This is a genomic window from Xanthomonas sp. BRIP62411 (assembly GCF_003993525.1).
Lineage (GTDB): Bacteria > Pseudomonadota > Gammaproteobacteria > Xanthomonadales > Xanthomonadaceae > Xanthomonas > Xanthomonas euroxanthea.
Genome location: NZ_QEZI01000010.1, coordinates 25,959 through 39,954 on the forward strand (window position 1 = coordinate 25,959; position 13,996 = coordinate 39,954).

The 13,996-nt window shown below is 65.6% G+C and carries 14 protein-coding genes; 5 read left to right on the forward strand and 9 right to left on the reverse strand.

Translation table 11 applies throughout. From position 1 onward, the window contains the following. Positions 1 to 21 precede the first annotated feature (21 nt). From EO139_RS07695 to EO139_RS07720, 5 genes are all read right to left on the reverse strand, one after another. The gene (locus EO139_RS07695; RefSeq protein WP_104573314.1) at positions 22 to 168 is read right to left on the reverse strand and encodes a benenodin family lasso peptide; all 147 of its coding nucleotides are present in this window, start codon (positions 166 to 168) and stop codon (positions 22 to 24) included. 48 nt (positions 169 to 216) lie between these two features. Continuing rightward, positions 217 to 357, reverse strand: coding sequence for a lasso peptide xanthomonin 1 (locus EO139_RS07700; RefSeq protein WP_126970082.1), 141 nt, complete (start codon positions 355 to 357; stop codon positions 217 to 219). A 397-nt stretch (positions 358 to 754) separates the two neighbouring features. Beyond that, positions 755 to 1,381, reverse strand: coding sequence for a GntR family transcriptional regulator (locus EO139_RS07710; protein ID WP_206515128.1), 627 nt, complete (start codon positions 1,379 to 1,381; stop codon positions 755 to 757). 286 nt (positions 1,382 to 1,667) lie between these two features. Then, the gene (locus EO139_RS07715) at positions 1,668 to 2,693 is read right to left on the reverse strand and encodes an alpha/beta hydrolase (RefSeq protein WP_115675932.1); all 1,026 of its coding nucleotides are present in this window, start codon (positions 2,691 to 2,693) and stop codon (positions 1,668 to 1,670) included. A gap of 192 nt (positions 2,694 to 2,885) precedes the next feature. After that, positions 2,886 to 4,472, reverse strand: a complete 1,587-nt coding sequence (locus tag EO139_RS07720; protein WP_102583354.1) for an SDR family oxidoreductase — start codon at positions 4,470 to 4,472, stop codon at positions 2,886 to 2,888. Between the two features lie 429 nt (positions 4,473 to 4,901). Between EO139_RS07720 and EO139_RS07725 the strand changes: the two genes are divergently transcribed. The 3 genes from EO139_RS07725 (at position 4,902) to EO139_RS07735 (ending at position 7,316) form a co-directional block, all read left to right on the forward strand. Next, positions 4,902 to 5,681, forward strand: coding sequence for an SPFH domain-containing protein (locus tag EO139_RS07725; RefSeq protein WP_102583403.1), 780 nt, complete (start codon positions 4,902 to 4,904; stop codon positions 5,679 to 5,681). Positions 5,682 to 5,854: 173 nt separating this feature from the next. Beyond that, positions 5,855 to 6,829, forward strand: a complete 975-nt coding sequence (locus EO139_RS07730) for a glutathione S-transferase family protein (protein WP_126970084.1) — start codon at positions 5,855 to 5,857, stop codon at positions 6,827 to 6,829. 91 nt (positions 6,830 to 6,920) lie between these two features. Next, on the forward strand, positions 6,921 to 7,316 hold the full coding sequence (locus tag EO139_RS07735; RefSeq protein ID WP_126970086.1) for a VOC family protein: 396 nt from the start codon (positions 6,921 to 6,923) through the stop codon (positions 7,314 to 7,316). 143 nt (positions 7,317 to 7,459) lie between these two features. Here the strand turns inward: EO139_RS07735 and EO139_RS07740 are convergent, their stop codons facing one another. The 4 genes from EO139_RS07740 to EO139_RS07755 form a co-directional block, all read right to left on the reverse strand. Then, the gene (locus EO139_RS07740; protein ID WP_164739774.1) at positions 7,460 to 7,921 is read right to left on the reverse strand and encodes a DUF4126 family protein; all 462 of its coding nucleotides are present in this window, start codon (positions 7,919 to 7,921) and stop codon (positions 7,460 to 7,462) included. 295 nt (positions 7,922 to 8,216) lie between these two features. Next, the gene (locus EO139_RS07745) at positions 8,217 to 9,146 is read right to left on the reverse strand and encodes a CPBP family intramembrane glutamic endopeptidase (RefSeq protein ID WP_126970090.1); all 930 of its coding nucleotides are present in this window, start codon (positions 9,144 to 9,146) and stop codon (positions 8,217 to 8,219) included. Positions 9,147 to 9,253: 107 nt separating this feature from the next. Then, the gene (locus EO139_RS07750) at positions 9,254 to 10,237 is read right to left on the reverse strand and encodes an alpha/beta hydrolase-fold protein (protein ID WP_127168327.1); all 984 of its coding nucleotides are present in this window, start codon (positions 10,235 to 10,237) and stop codon (positions 9,254 to 9,256) included. Between the two features lie 231 nt (positions 10,238 to 10,468). Continuing rightward, positions 10,469 to 11,092, reverse strand: a complete 624-nt coding sequence (locus EO139_RS07755) for a YiiX/YebB-like N1pC/P60 family cysteine hydrolase (RefSeq protein ID WP_126970092.1) — start codon at positions 11,090 to 11,092, stop codon at positions 10,469 to 10,471. 150 nt (positions 11,093 to 11,242) lie between these two features. Here EO139_RS07755 and EO139_RS07760 point away from each other — a divergent pair, with 150 nt between their 5' ends. Then, entirely contained in the window at positions 11,243 to 11,578 is a 336-nt protein-coding gene (locus EO139_RS07760; RefSeq protein WP_164739775.1) for a DUF3817 domain-containing protein, read from the forward strand. 199 nt (positions 11,579 to 11,777) lie between these two features. Then, positions 11,778 to 13,709 (forward strand): S9 family peptidase, encoded by a 1,932-nt coding sequence (locus tag EO139_RS07765; RefSeq protein ID WP_241235931.1) that lies wholly within the window; start codon positions 11,778 to 11,780, stop codon positions 13,707 to 13,709. Positions 13,710 to 13,996 lie beyond the last annotated feature (287 nt).

Below are 13,996 nucleotides of genomic sequence, written 5' to 3' on the forward strand. Positions count from 1 at the left end.
ACTGCCGCGCGTTGGCAGTGCCTAGTCCTGGCTGATGCCCAGCGTGGTGATGCCACCCATTTCTTCGCCTGCGAGTGGCCCGCCCTGCGTGTCTAGGCTTGCGATGCCAAGCACGATGAGATCCTGGCCAGACGTCGTGGTATGCGCGTCGTTGTTGCTGGTATCCATGGTCTCTACTCCTGGTGGGAGGGGCGTGCGCTCAGGCACGCCTCGGGTTCACTCTTCGGAAATGCCCGGCACATTGAAGCCGCCGATTTCTTCGCCGGCGAGCGGGCCGCCCTTGGTGTCGGTGCTGGCAACGCCAAGCACCGTGATCTCGCTGGATGCATCGCTGCGGGTGGTGTCATTGATGTTCATCGCTGTCTCCTGGTTGTGCCATGGGGATCCATGACACAGACACGTTAGGAAACGGGTGTATTGATTTTCAAATGATTAAGTCGTAACACCGTCATGATTAAATGCACTGTGTGACCGCCATCGAAGATGACCGTGCAAGCCTGGCCGGTGGCGTCGCATCGCGCCATTCATGCCACATCAGGCGCACGCTGCCGGCGGTGCGCCTGCACAGAATGTGGATCTTGCGAGGCGTAGCGCTGGCGACAGTCAGTGGCCGAGCTTTCAAACCCGACGGCCGCGCTCACGCATGACCGCCACGATGCGCGGCACGGCCTGGATGCGACGCGCACGGTAGGCATGCAGCGCAACACTTAGCGCCGCAGGGTCACGCTGCACTGGCAGCAGCGTGGCCGACCTGTCAAACCTGACGGCTGCGCTCATGCATGACCGCCACGATGCGCGGCACGGCCTGGATGCGGCGTACGTGATAGGCATGCAACGCTGTTTGCAGCGCCGCAAGGTCGCGCTGCTGCCAGTGCAGCGTGAGCTCTGCCAGTTCTTCATCGAGCCCGTCGAGCAGGCCGTGTTTGGCACGTCGCACCGGGGCCAACCTGTCATTGGTCTGCCTGACTGCGTGGTGCAGCGACCAGTGCGCGGTGGCACGGGCGATGGCGTCGAAGAGCTTCCAGGTCTGCTTGACCACGTCTGTCGCTGCACTGGTGGATTCCAGCTCGGCAGGGGCATGCGGCACCAATGCAACGCCGATATCGCAGGCCATCCGCAACAGGCGCTCCATCCAGTCGTACAGGTCCCGCAACGCGACCTCGGTGAGCAGCGGTACCTGAAAGCCATAGCGTGCGTGATCGATGAGCAGGCCTTCGCCGACCAGGCGATACAGCGCAAAGCGAACTGGCGTGGAGCTGATCTTCAACTCGGTGGCCAGCTTTGCCGGGTCGATGCGCTGACCGGGCGGATACCGCCCGGACTGCAGTGCGCGCCTGACCTGCGCATAGGCAACTGCACGTTTGGAGTGGATTTCACTCATGACGAACTCCTTGTCTGACCGCGACGCCTCCCCTGGCTGGATCGTACATGCAATGGCTGCGGCAGGAGTTGCTGCGGTAGTCCTTTTGGTCCCGGGCTTGTCACATCGTGCCGCGTACGAGTCAGGCTGCGAGCCAATACGCTGCCCCGACAGTAAGAGTCTTTATAACGCCCAAACTGAGGCCACTAAAAGAGGGCCGCCTGGTTTGCCAGGGCGGCCCTCGTTTGAACATTATCTGTTCCTGCTGTCGCGTGGCACGACCAGCGTGCCAAACACCGTGGCTTGCTTAGCGAAACGACTCACGCAGCCGCTTGCCCGCATATTCTTGCGCAGCCTTTGCCTTGGCAACGACTGCGGCACACCCGAAGAACTCGTGTGTCACGCCGGTGTAGACCTCGCGCTCGACCGGTACATTGGCCTCCTTGAGGGCGTCTTCCAGCTTGGCGCCGTCGCTGCGCAGCGGGTCGATGGTGGCGTTGATGATCGTTACCGGTGCCAGGCCGCGCAGGTTGGCGTTGACCAGGTCCAGGCGCGTGTCTGCCTTGTCCGCATCGCTACGGATCAGGTGCCCCACGAACCATTCGATCATGGCCTTGTTCAAGGGCTTGGCGATGGCGTTTTCGATGTAGGACTCGGTGTGCAGGCTGCCGGTCTGGCCGACCGGGTACACCGCCAGGATATGCGTAGGTGCCTGCAGCCCCTTGTCGCGTGCGGCCACGGCCGTGGCGATGGCCAGGTTGCCGCCGGCGCTTTCGCCTGCAAGGGCTACACGCTGCGGGTTGCCGCCGATGCTGGCCGCGTTTGCCAGCACCCATTCGTAGGCGGCGAGTGCGTCGTCCCAGGCAGCGGGGAACTTGTGTTCGGGCGCCTGGCGATAGTCGACCGAGACCACGATGGCGCCGGTTTCCTTGGCCAGCCCGCGCGCGCCGCCGTCATAGACCTCGGCATTGGCGATCACCCAGCCACCACCGTGGAAATAGACGATGACCGGCAGTGCGGTGCCGCCCTGCGGGGTGTAGACGAAGGCAGGAAGATTGCCGGCAGGCGTTTCCAGGGTGTGGGAGGTGCGCTTGACGCCGGGTACCAGCACCTCGGGATCGGCGGTCTTGCCCTGGTCCTGCAGCAGCTTCTTGACCGCATCGGCGATGGTTGGCTGCTGCCGGGCTTCGGCCGGCGTGAGCTTTTCGATGGCCTTGGGTTCGAGCGCATCGTGGGCCTGGGCCAGGTCGTGCATGTCGTCGTCGGCACGGATGGCGCCGATGACGTTGGAAAGGGTGTCGATGATCGGGTTGGGCTTGCCGTGCTCTGTCATGTGTGCGTCTCGGTTGGTTGACCCTGACGCTAGCGGTGGCACAGTCAATGGGGTGAAAAGGGAGCTCGGCCGTTATGCACATGGCCGCAACATCTGCGGCGGACGCCGCTTGCAATCGCTGTTGCATGATCGCAGCGGCGCGCGCTTCGTGCCGCTGGCGGCATCACGCGAAGCCCCGGCTGCAGGCAGCGCTCACCAATCGGTGGGCGCATAGTCCTTGAGGAACTGTCCCCACACATGCTCGCCGGTGTTGGCGCCGTGGATGATGGGGTCGACGATGCGCGCGGCGCCGTCGACGATGTCCAGCGGCGGGTGAAAGCGTTCCTGCTGGACCTTGAGCGCGGCGATGTCGGCCGGATCCTCGTCGGTGACCCAGCCGGTGTCGACGCTGTTCATGTGGATGCCGTCGTTCTGGTAATCGGCCGCCGAGGTGCGCGTCATCATGTTCAACGCGGCCTTGGCCATGTTGGTATGCGGATGCCGGGTGGTCTTGAAGTTGCGGTAGAACTGCCCTTCCATCGCCGAGACGTTGACGATGTGCTTGTCGCGCTCGGGCGTGCGCAGCATCAGCGGCTTCAGCCGCGCATTGATGATGAAGGGCGCGATGGCGTTGACCAGCTGGGTCTCCAGCAGCTCCACCGAGGGCACTTCGTCCATCAGCAGGCGCCAGGAGTTGCGCCCGCGCAGGTCCACCTGCTGCAGGTCCTGGTCCAGCCGTCCTTCCGGGAACAGGTGCTGCTGGCCAACCAGTTCGTCGTCCAGCAACGCCACCTGCGACAGCTCGGCGGCGCGGGTGAGGCCGTCGGCGCCGTCCAGGCCGCGGCCATGCACCGCCGGCAGCGCCATCGCCGAGGCATCGCGCAGTGGTTCGGGCGTGCGCAGGCCTTCGTAATGGCCGACCAGGTTGCGCACGGTGTCCGGCAACTCATGCAGCGCGGCGGTTTCGCCGGCCATCATGTGCGCGTAGAACTGCGGCGGGCGGCGCACGGTCTGGCAGGCATTGTTGATGATGAAGTCCAGGCGGTCGCGGGTGGCCAGCAGCTGGCTGCAGAACGCTTCCACGCTGGGGGTGTGGCGCAGATCCAGGCCGAACACCTGCAGGCGATGGCCCCACTCGTTGAAGTCCGGCTCCTGCGCATAGCGGGCGGCCGAATCGCGCGGGAAACGCGTGGTCACGATCAGTTCCGCACCGGCGCGCAGCAGTTTCAGGCCGGCCTGGTATCCGATCTTGACCCGGCCGCCGGTCAGCAGCGCCACGCGTCCGCGCAGGTCGGCGGTTTCGGTGCGCTTGAAGTAGTTCAGCTCGGCGCAGGCCGGGCACATCTGGTCGTAGAAGTGATGCAGCTGGGTGAACTTCTGCTTGCACACGTAGCAGTGGCGCAGCTCCGGCGAATGCGTGGGCTCCGGTGCGGCAGTGGCGTTTTCGCCGTTGTGCGCATCGTGCAGGCCGGCGGCATGCGGCGGGAAGAAGTTCGGCGTGCTGAATACCGGTTTGCGCCGCAGTGCGCGGATGCCGCGCTGCTCCAGCAGCGCCTCGGCCTTGCGCACCTTCTCCTGGTGCCGCTCGCGCTCGCGCTGCTTGAGCAGCTGCCGCCGCGCCTTGGGCTCGGGGTGATAGACCCTGGCCACCACCTGGTGCAGGCGCACGCGGTCGGCCTCGGGCAGGGTATCGAGCACGCTGCGGTCGGCCTCGATGGCCTCCAGCAGGTCCAGCGCCGCGCGCAGGCGGTCGGTCAGGGGCAGGTCGTCGGCGGGCGGGAGTGGGGCGTTGGTGTTCAAGATGGATCCGGGAGTGAGCGGCAGCAAGCCGTGACGAGTGCGGCGGGCAGCCGACAGGAGAGCGCAATGGACGGTGAGCCTTTGTACAGCGGACGAGGACGGCACGCCGCTGGCCGGTGGTGCGGCCGTCCGCTATTTTCGCCGATTGTGATGGGTTGGCGCCAATGGAGAGGGGTGGAGGGGAGGGCGGCCAAGGGACGTTTTGATCGGGACTTGGGTGCGCTGTTGTGTCGCAGCTGGATCGGCCGCTCGCGGCAGGTGGCGAGGGAACCGTCGCAGTCATGGCAGGCAGTTGGCGTTCTGCCAGTGGTTGAAGCCTCGAGCGAGGGCGGCCCCGGTGCCAATGCGCGGGAGTTTAGGTAACCTTCGCAACACACCGGAACGGCAGTGACGCCCGACCGCTCAAGGGGGAAATCGATGAAGACGTCCGTGCTGGCCGCTGCGCTGGCCAGCTTGCTCTGTGCCTGTACCGTTGTCTCGCCCGATCCTGGCCAGAAGGCCGTGTTGGTGGATAAACCGATGTTCTTCGGCAAGGGTGGCGTTCGCCTGGACGATGTGCGTGAGCCAGGTCGGACGTATGCGTGGTTGACCACGTCGGTCACCTATGTGGATGTGACGCCGCAGACGGTGCAGGTGGCTTTCGACGATTTCTCGTCCAGCGACAATATCCTGTTGGACTTCTCGACCCAGATCCAGTACCGGATCACCGCCCCGGCCTTGCTGCTGTCCGGGTTTGGGCAGGACTGGTTCAAGAACAATGTCGCCAGCCAGTACGCCTCGATCGTGCGCGATCAGGTCAAGCGCTACGACATGACCAAGATGATGAGCGACCCGGATACCGCCAGGAAAATCGACGGTTCGGTCACCCAGAACGTCAGCGCGCTGGTCAAGCAACAAGGCTTGCCGATCCAGATCCAGAACATCACGCTCGGACGCGCGCGCCCTAATCCGGACGTGTTGCAGCAGATGAACCTCACCGCTGCGCAGCAACAGCGTGTCAAGACGCTGGTCGAGGCGACGACCGCAGAGCGGCAACGCGAGCAGGAACAGGTCGCCAAGGCCGATGCCGACAATGCATACCGCAACCGCATGGGCCTGACGCCCGAGCAGTACCTGGCCAGCCAGATCGCCGAGCTCAATGCCGATGCCTGCAAGAAGGCGCAGGCCTGCTACATGGTGCCTTCCGGCACGTCGGTGATTGCCAGGTAGCGTGCGCTGCTGGCCGACGGCAACGCGGCGCTCCTGTTGCCTTGCAGCGGTGGGTCTTCGGTCTGCAGGCGCTGCTGGCTACTCGCGTCTGCTCACGCCGCCACGGCCGCTCACGCACTCGCCAGACCGGCTGGGCTAGGGTTGCGGCCTATTGTGGTAGCGGAGAAGGCAGCATGGGCCTGTTGGTCGATGGCAAGTGGCAGGACAGTTGGTACGACACCGACAGGAGCGGCGGGCGTTTCGAGCGCTCGCAATCGCAGTTCCGCAATTGGGTGACGCGCGATGGCAGCCCTGGTCCGCACGGGAAGGGCGGTTTTCAGGCTGCTCCCGGCCGCTATCACCTGTACGTGTCGCTGGCCTGCCCGTGGGCGCATCGCACGCTGATCTTCCGGCGCCTGAAAGGGCTGGAGTCGCTGATCGACGTGTCGGTGGTGAACTGGTTGATGCGCGACCAGGGTTGGACCTTCGATCCTGGCCCGGGCGTGATCGCCGATCCGGTTCACCATGCCAAGCGCCTGTATGAGGTGTATCTCAACGCCGATCCGCGCTACTCCGGGCGCGTGACCGTGCCGGTGTTGTGGGACCGCGAGCGCAACACGGTGGTGAGCAACGAATCGGCCGACATCATCCGCATGTTCAACAGCGCCTTCGATGCCGTTGGTGCGGCCGACGGGGACTTTTATCCCGCTCCGCTGCGTGAGCAGATCGATGCGCTCAATACGCGGATCTACGACACCGTCAATAACGGCGTCTACAAGGCGGGCTTTGCTACCACGCAGGCGGCTTACGAAGAAGCGGTGGTGCCGCTGTTCGAGACGCTGGATTGGCTGGAGGCGCGCCTGGACGAGCATCGCTATCTCTGCGGCGAGGTGCTTACCGAGGCGGACTGGCGGCTGTTTACGACGCTGGTGCGGTTCGATGCAGTGTATGTGGGGCACTTCAAGTGCAACCTGCGACGGATTGCCGACTATCGACACTTGTCCGGATTCCTGCGCGAGCTCTACCAGATGCCCGGTATTGCAGACACGGTGAATTTCCAGCACATCAAAGGCCATTACTACCAGAGTCACGGCACCATCAACCCCACCGGCATCGTGCCGCTGGGGCCGGTGCTGGATCTGCAGGTGCCGCATGGGCGTGGCGGCTGATGCACCCGGCGGCTGCACGGCGCAGCGCTCGGGCGCACTGCCGCATGGCGTGCACTAAGCTGTGCGCCTTGGTGACCAACAGGAGCGGTCAGTGCTGAATCATGTGATGGTGGGATCGAACGATATTGCGCGATCCAGGCAGTTCTACGATGCGGTGCTCGGCGGCGTCTTCGGCGCTCCCGCGCCGCTGGTCAACACTGCCGGCTCCGGCCATGTGCGCCTGTTCTATCGCCATGCCGGCAGCACCTTCGCCGTCAGCGAGCCGATCAACGATGCACCGGCGACCAGCGGCAACGGCGCCACCGTCGGTTTCACCTGCAGTTCGCCAGAGCAGGTCCAGGCCTTCCACGCCGCCGCCGTGGCTGCAGGCGGGGTGTCCATCGAGGATCCGCCGGGCGAGCGTGAGAGCCGCATGGGAGCGGTCTGGCTGGCCTACGTGCGCGACCCGGATGGCAACAAGCTCTGTGCGATCTATCGACCTGACTAAACCGCGATGCCGCACTGCTGCGACATAACGCAGCGCGCCCCGCACCCGTGTTGTTGCTACGCCACGGCGACGGTCGAGTGGCGGTCGCCGCGGCGCGGCACGCGGCTGCGTCAGGTGATGGATCCGGCCACCGGATTGTCGCGCTAGTGCTTTGCCGCGTCGCGCATGATCAGCGTCGCCGCGCCCACCGTGATCGCGTCCTCGACCACACCGGTGCTGGTCTGGCCATAGCGTTCGATCGCACGCATGCGCACGTTGAAGGTGAGATAGGCGGCCACCACTGCGGTGGTCGCGCCCAGCACGGCAGCCACGCCGCGCTGATGGCGCGGTGCCAGCGCGGTGCCGACGATGACGCCGGTGGCGATGCGGGCAATCATGCCGGGCAACACGATGCGGTCGGGAGCGGTTTTCATCTTGTCGCCGGCCAGCTCACCACCGGCCAGCGCCAGCATGCCGGCCGATGCGAGGGGATTGGCGAGCAGTGCCGGTGCGCCGTTGTCGGCAGGCAGCTTGCCGGTGCGCGCAGCGTTGGCCACTGCGGCCAGCGGGGTCATCGAGCGCATGCCGGCGACGGCGCTCATCAGGAGGGAGTGGATCAAAGCCATGTGCACCTCTGCAGGAGCATGCTGCCAGGCGCCAATGTGGAGCCGGCAGGCATGCGTCGGGTTGTCGATGCCCAGAGCCTAGGAGGCCGGATGTCTGCGCGATGGCAAGGCGGTGCCAGTGCGATGCGCCTGCCTGGCGGGAGGGCGGTGTTGCCTGACGCGTGGGGGAAGGTGCAGGTCGATCCATGCCGGGGTAGTGGTGCGGGCGTGCGGCAGCAGCCGGCAAGGCCATGCCCGTGTCGCCGCGCTGCCTGGCCATGCGGGCGCGGCAGCGCGTTGCCATCGCCAGGACCGGTCAGGGCTGCTTTGCAAAGCTGCCCGCGCGCCACGCCAGCCACAATACCGACAGACCCACCGCCAGGCAGATGAGCACGCCGGGCAGCGAGGCTTCCGGGCCGAAGGCCCCGCCGGTGAGCCATTGCGGAAATCCGGGCGTTGCCGTGCTGCGGGCAATGGCCGGGCCCATGTCGGTCCCGGAGACCGCCGCACCGAACAGATAGCCCTGGGTGAAGTTCCAGGCGATATGCACGCCGATCGACATCCAGATGCGGCCGGTCAAGGCATAGAACGCGCCCAGCAGGATGCCTGCTTCCAGTGCGATGCAAATCGCCGCAAACGCCGTTGCATGCGGGTTGGCGATATGGCCGAAACCGAACAGCGCGGCAGAGGCGATAAACGCCACCCACGGGCCGAACGCGCGCCATACCAGGCGCAGAAAGATGGCGCGGAACAACAGCTCTTCGATCACCCCGGCCTGCAAGGCCTTGCGCACCGCCGTCCAGGCCGGCGCCGGGCCAAGCGCCTGGATGTCGTACAGCCCGAACAGCGCCATGATGCCCATGACCGCGGCGAACATGGCCGCGCCGATCAACAGTCCAATGCTCAGCTGCGGCAACATCGGGCGTAGTGCGAGCTCGCTGGCGCGCCGTCCTTCGGCCAGGCGCACCGCCACCACGTAGACCGTCAAGCCCACCGCGATACCGACCAGGCTGGCAATCAGTTGCAGCGGCCCGGAGTCCTTGGGCAGCAGGCTGCCGACGGCCCTGCCGGCCATGGGCGCCAGCGTGGCGACCGCCACCAGCAGCAGGACCGCCCAGCCGATCGCCCGCAGCCAGCGTAGGCGGCCGGGCTGCAGGAAGTTGCGCTCGCCCAGCGCAATGCGGTGGGACGCGTGGCCGTGTGTGGTCAGTGCGCTATTGGAAACCGCCGGCGTTGGTGCGTGCATGGGTTGGGGGCCTGTGGGTGGTTGCTAGCGGGTGGTTGAACGGGACGAGGCGTCTGCCACGACTGCGATACGGCTGGCGAATGAGCGCTGTTGCACTGCCGGGTCGATCAGCGCGTGTCACCCGGTGAGGAGCTGCTGCGCAACAAGGACTTGAGCCCGTGCGTGATGCCGCGCGGTGCGACGCTCAAGTGGTCTTCGTCATCGAGAACCTCCAGCGCGAGATGCAACGATGGATAGTGTCGCGCGCGCAGCGCCTGCGCCATCTTCTGTGCGTCGATGACCATGTCGTAATTCTGGTGGTGGCGCACCTGCTCGTATTCGCCGACGTACATGTACACCTGCGCCGGCAGGTCGGTATGCGACGCGGCAAAGCTGTTTTCCTGCGCCACCATCGCGTGCTCGCCATACCAGTACGAGGGGCTGCCCAGGATGTAGCCGGCGAACATCTCCGGTGTGCTCAACAGGATCTGCGTGCCCAGCAGGCCGCCGTACGAGTGCCCCAGATACAGGCGCCGCTGTTCGTCGGTCCGGTAGCGGTTGGCGACGAACGGCAGCACGCGATCGCGCAGGTAGCGGATGTAGTCGGCGCTCTTGCCGTGGGTGGCAACCGGCGCTGCGGTCGGGCCATCTTCCGGGGTGGGCGTGTAATCACGTCTGCGGCTCGGCATGGGCTCGTCGCCGACTGCGTAGGACAGCCCGACCAGAATGAAATCGGCGATGGCTGGCCCTTCGCCGTTCAAGCGCCGCGCGATCTGCTTGACCAGCGGGAACGCATAGTCGCCATCGGTGGCATACAACACCGGGTAACGACGCTGCGGATTGTCCGCATAGCCGCGTGGCAGCGCGACGAAGACCTGGTAGGTGCGGCCTGTCGCCGGATCGGGCACGTCCCAGACCTGCGTATCGGCCAGTTCATACGGTTGCCCACCGCCACGCTGGCTAGCAGGCGCGTGAGCGGGCGTATCCGCTGTGGCTGCTGGTGTCGCTTTGGCAATGGGTGTGGGTGCTGGCGGTGGTGCCTTGCCGCAGCCAGTCAGTAGCAACACTGCCAATCCAGCCCATAACAGCTTGTTCAATACAGCCTCCTGCATGTGGTGAAGCGTGGTGCCGTTGCAGCGGTGCAGACGAGAGCTGGCTGTCGATACGTGGCGGACCGCGCGTGCCGATTCTGTCGCGTTGGGTGCGTACCGACATCGACGATGCCAGCAATGCCGGAAGACGCGACTGGCATGGCAACGTATAACACGGGCCGCTGCCAGGTTCTCGATGCTCGAAGAACCCAAGCGCCCGCGGAATCATCGAGAACCCGGGAGCACCCGTGCTCAGTGCAGACGACCAACCACGCGCAATGCCGCCGACTTGGCCATATCGTTCGGATTGGTGCCGGGCAGGCCCTGCGGCACGGCCATGCCCTTGCTGCGATAGAAGTCGGTCCAGTACGGCGACACCTGACCGGTCTGCGGGTTCCTGAAGTTCATCGGTTGCAGCGCAAACACGTGATGTGCGCGGAAGGCGCGCTCGATGAAGTCCGAGCAGTAATAACTGTTGTCGTCCTGCACGTAGGTCTGGTTGTAAGGCTTGCCGAGCATGCGCCGTGCCTGCGCGATGGCATCGGAGATGGCAGCGCGATGCTTGGGGGTGAGCCGGTACACGACGATCTGCCGGTGCCTGGCGCTGGCGTCGTCGATGAACGCCTGCAACGCCTGCTCGCGCGAGCCGTGTTCGTCTGCATGCAGCACCACCTGCGTATCGCCGGCATGCGCTACCAGCGCGACGTGATCGAAGCTGGGTGCGTCCTGTTTGGCGGTGGCATCGTCGATGGCGCCGCTCAGGCCGGTGCGGGCGGCGGTGACGAACAACAGGTCGCCGTCCTGGAGCTGGACTGCGATGGACGTTGCGGGCAGCAGTGCCAGTGCGAGCACGGCGAGCAGGAGGAGGACGCGCATGGGAGGCCGGCAGGTGATGCAAAGGGCGCCCATTATCGCCAGGAACGACGGCGGGCGGCTGGTGCGCGATGCGCTCTGTAGAATGCGGTGGCCAGCGGGCGTCGCCGCCGCCATCGCGTCGCGGCAATCCCTGTCCGTCTGGAGTGTTGCATGCGTGCTTCTTCTGCGTTGTCGCCGATCGGCCGGCTGTTTGCCGCCGCCGCCTTTTTCGAAGGGCTGACCTGGGCCGGGCTGTTGGTCGGCATGGTGCTCAAGTACGGCACCCACACCACCGAGCTGGTGGTGTGGGTGTTCGGGCGCCTGCATGGCGCGGCCTTCCTGTTCTATGTGGCGGTCAGCGTGCTTGCCGCGCTGCGGCTGCGCTGGCCGTGGTGGGCGTGGGCGCTGAGCCTGCTGGCCGCGTTGCCGCCGCTGGTGACGGTGCCGCTGGAGATGTGGTTCCGGCGCATCGGCTTGCTGGGTGTGCGCACACGGAGCGGTGTCTGAGCACATCAGGGCAGGCCAGGCATTGCCAGGCGGCCGTGCGCGGTACGCGGCATCTCGCTGGGAACGCATCCAACGTCACGCCAGAGGATGGACGCCGCCAACCGCCTTTGCCACCATAGGTGGACCAAGGAAGAGGCGGAGTGTCGCAATGCATTACTGGATGAGGAAGGCGACTGGGGCACTTGCGGTGGCGATGGCGATGGCAATCACCGGATCGGTTTGCGCGCAGACGCCGCCGCAACCGGTGGATCTGACGCCCTATCTCAAAAGCGACCAGTTCGAGCGGATCAAGATCTCGCCGACGGGCGACTATTTCGCGCTCACCATGCCGCTGGAAGATCGCACCGTGCTGGGCATCGTGCGGCGCCAGGACAAGGTGGCCACCGCGAAAGTCACCGGTGGCGCCAACAGCGTGGTGGACGATTTCTGGTGGGCCAGCGACGACCGCATCGTGGTGTCGATGGCGCAGCGGCTGGGCTCGCGCGACGAGCCGATGGCGATCGGGCAACTGCATGCCATCGACGCCGATGGCAAGAATGGCCGCCTGTTGGCCAGCCCCTATGGCACCAATCCGGAGATCAACGGCGTGCAGTTGAAGATGGACCTGGAGCCTGGCACGTTCATGCTCGATACCTTGCCCGGTGATCCGCGCAACATCCTGGTGTCCACGATCCCGTTCGTCGGCGACCCGAGCATCCGTATCGACAAGCTGGATATCCTGACCGGCCGGCGCAGTACCGTGGCGACATCGCCGGTGCGTCGTGCGAACTTCGTGACCGACCAGCAGGGGCGCATCCGCTTTGCCAACGGCGCCGATGTCACCAACGTCAGCAAGCTGTATTACCGCGACGACGATGCTGCGCCGTGGCGGTTGGTTAACGATGCCGCCAGCAGCGGGCATCGTGCGTTTCCGCTCGGCTTTGCGGCCGATGGCAGCCAGGCCTACCTGCAAGTGGAGCAGGCGACCGGCACCGATGTGCTGGTGGGATGGGACCCGGCCAGCGGAAAGTCCACGCCGTTGTTGCACGACGACACCGTCGACCCCTACCGGATCCTGCGCGACCTGGATGGCACCACGCCGATCGGTGCGTCCTACATGAGCGACCGGGTGCGCAACCGCTTCTTCGACGAGAAGTCGCCGGCGGCTAGGCTCTATCGCAGCCTGGAGAAAGCCTTCGACGGCAATGCGGTCTACATCACCTCGGCCACCCGCGACCGTCGCCTGGTGCTGGTGTATGTGTGGAGCGATCGCAACAACGGCGATTATTATTTGTTCGACACGGTCAGCAAGAAGGCCGACCGGGTGTTCAGTCGCCGCGAATGGTTTCCGCCCGATGGCGTGCCGGCGACCAGGCAGGTGAGCTTCAAGGCGCGCGATGGCCTGGAGTTGCACGGCTATCTGACCCAGCCGCTGCACGCCGAGGCAGGCAAGCCGCTGCCGTTGATCGTGATGCCGCATGGTGGCCCGTTCGGGATCTTCGACAAATGGGAGTTCGACGACGACACCCAGCTGCTGGCCGCAGCCGGTTACGCGGTGCTGCGCGTCAATTACCGCGGCTCGGCCAATTACGGGCGTGCCTTCACCCAGGCCGGTGCCAGGGAGTGGGGTGGGCGCATGCAGGACGATCTCACCGATGCAACCCGCTGGGCTATCGCGCAGGGAGTGGCCGATGCCTCGCGCATCTGTCTCTACGGTGCCAGCTACGGTGGTTACGCTGCGCTGATGGGGGTTGCCAAGGAGCCGGCGGTGTACCGCTGCGCCGCTGGCTATGTTGGCGTCTACGATCTGGACATGATGGCCCGCGACACCGCGCGCTCCGCGCGTTGGGCAAAGAACTGGACCGGCGACTGGCTGGGTGCACGTGACACCCTGGCCACGCGCTCGCCGGTGGTGCTGGCCAAGCAGATCAAGGTGCCGGTGTTTCTGGCGGCCGGCGGCAAGGACGAGCGCGCGCCGATCGAACATACCAAGGCCATGGAGCGCGCGTTGAAGGGTGCGGGGGTGCCGGTGGAGTCGCTGTACTTCCCCAACGAGGGCCACGGCTTCTACACCGAGGCGCACCGACGCGAGTACTACACGCGCTTGCTGGCGTTCTTGGGCAAGCAGTTGGGTGGTGGGACCGCGAAGTAACGGGGTGGCGTTCCACCAGGTGTTGCCTGATGGGGCGCGTGATCTCGCGTGCCGGTGGTGGTGCATGCGGTTTGATGTGGCAGCTGTACCGTGTGCGCCTGCATTCCTTTGCGGTGCTGTGTTGCGACGTTTGCGTGTGCGGGTAGGGCGTCGCGGCCGGGTCCGCTCCTACGGTTCTTGGGGGGCATGGTGTTGCGCCCAGGACCGATGCTGCACGACGGCGCAGGCTGGCTGCGGCGCCGCTTTCTCTGCACTCCCGGTTCAACTGCGCGATAGCGCGGCACCGT

Coding starts and splice junctions, on each gene's coding strand:
- EO139_RS07740 (WP_164739774.1), bottom strand. CDS start 7,921: ATGGCTTTGATCCACTCCCTCCTGATGAGCGCCGTCGCCGGCATGCGC.
- EO139_RS07760 (WP_164739775.1), top strand. CDS start 11,243: ATGCGTGCTTCTTCTGCGTTGTCGCCGATCGGCCGGCTGTTTGCCGCC.
- EO139_RS07730 (WP_126970084.1), top strand. CDS start 5,855: ATGGGCCTGTTGGTCGATGGCAAGTGGCAGGACAGTTGGTACGACACC.
- EO139_RS07695 (WP_104573314.1), bottom strand. CDS start 168: ATGGATACCAGCAACAACGACGCGCATACCACGACGTCTGGCCAGGAT.
- EO139_RS07700 (WP_126970082.1), bottom strand. CDS start 357: ATGAACATCAATGACACCACCCGCAGCGATGCATCCAGCGAGATCACG.
- EO139_RS07715 (WP_115675932.1), bottom strand. CDS start 2,693: ATGACAGAGCACGGCAAGCCCAACCCGATCATCGACACCCTTTCCAAC.
- EO139_RS07745 (WP_126970090.1), bottom strand. CDS start 9,146: ATGCACGCACCAACGCCGGCGGTTTCCAATAGCGCACTGACCACACAC.
- EO139_RS07755 (WP_126970092.1), bottom strand. CDS start 11,092: ATGCGCGTCCTCCTCCTGCTCGCCGTGCTCGCACTGGCACTGCTGCCC.
- EO139_RS07710 (WP_206515128.1), bottom strand. CDS start 1,381: ATGAGTGAAATCCACTCCAAACGTGCAGTTGCCTATGCGCAGGTCAGG.
- EO139_RS07765 (WP_241235931.1), top strand. CDS start 11,778: ATGGCAATCACCGGATCGGTTTGCGCGCAGACGCCGCCGCAACCGGTG.
- EO139_RS07750 (WP_127168327.1), bottom strand. CDS start 10,237: ATGCAGGAGGCTGTATTGAACAAGCTGTTATGGGCTGGATTGGCAGTG.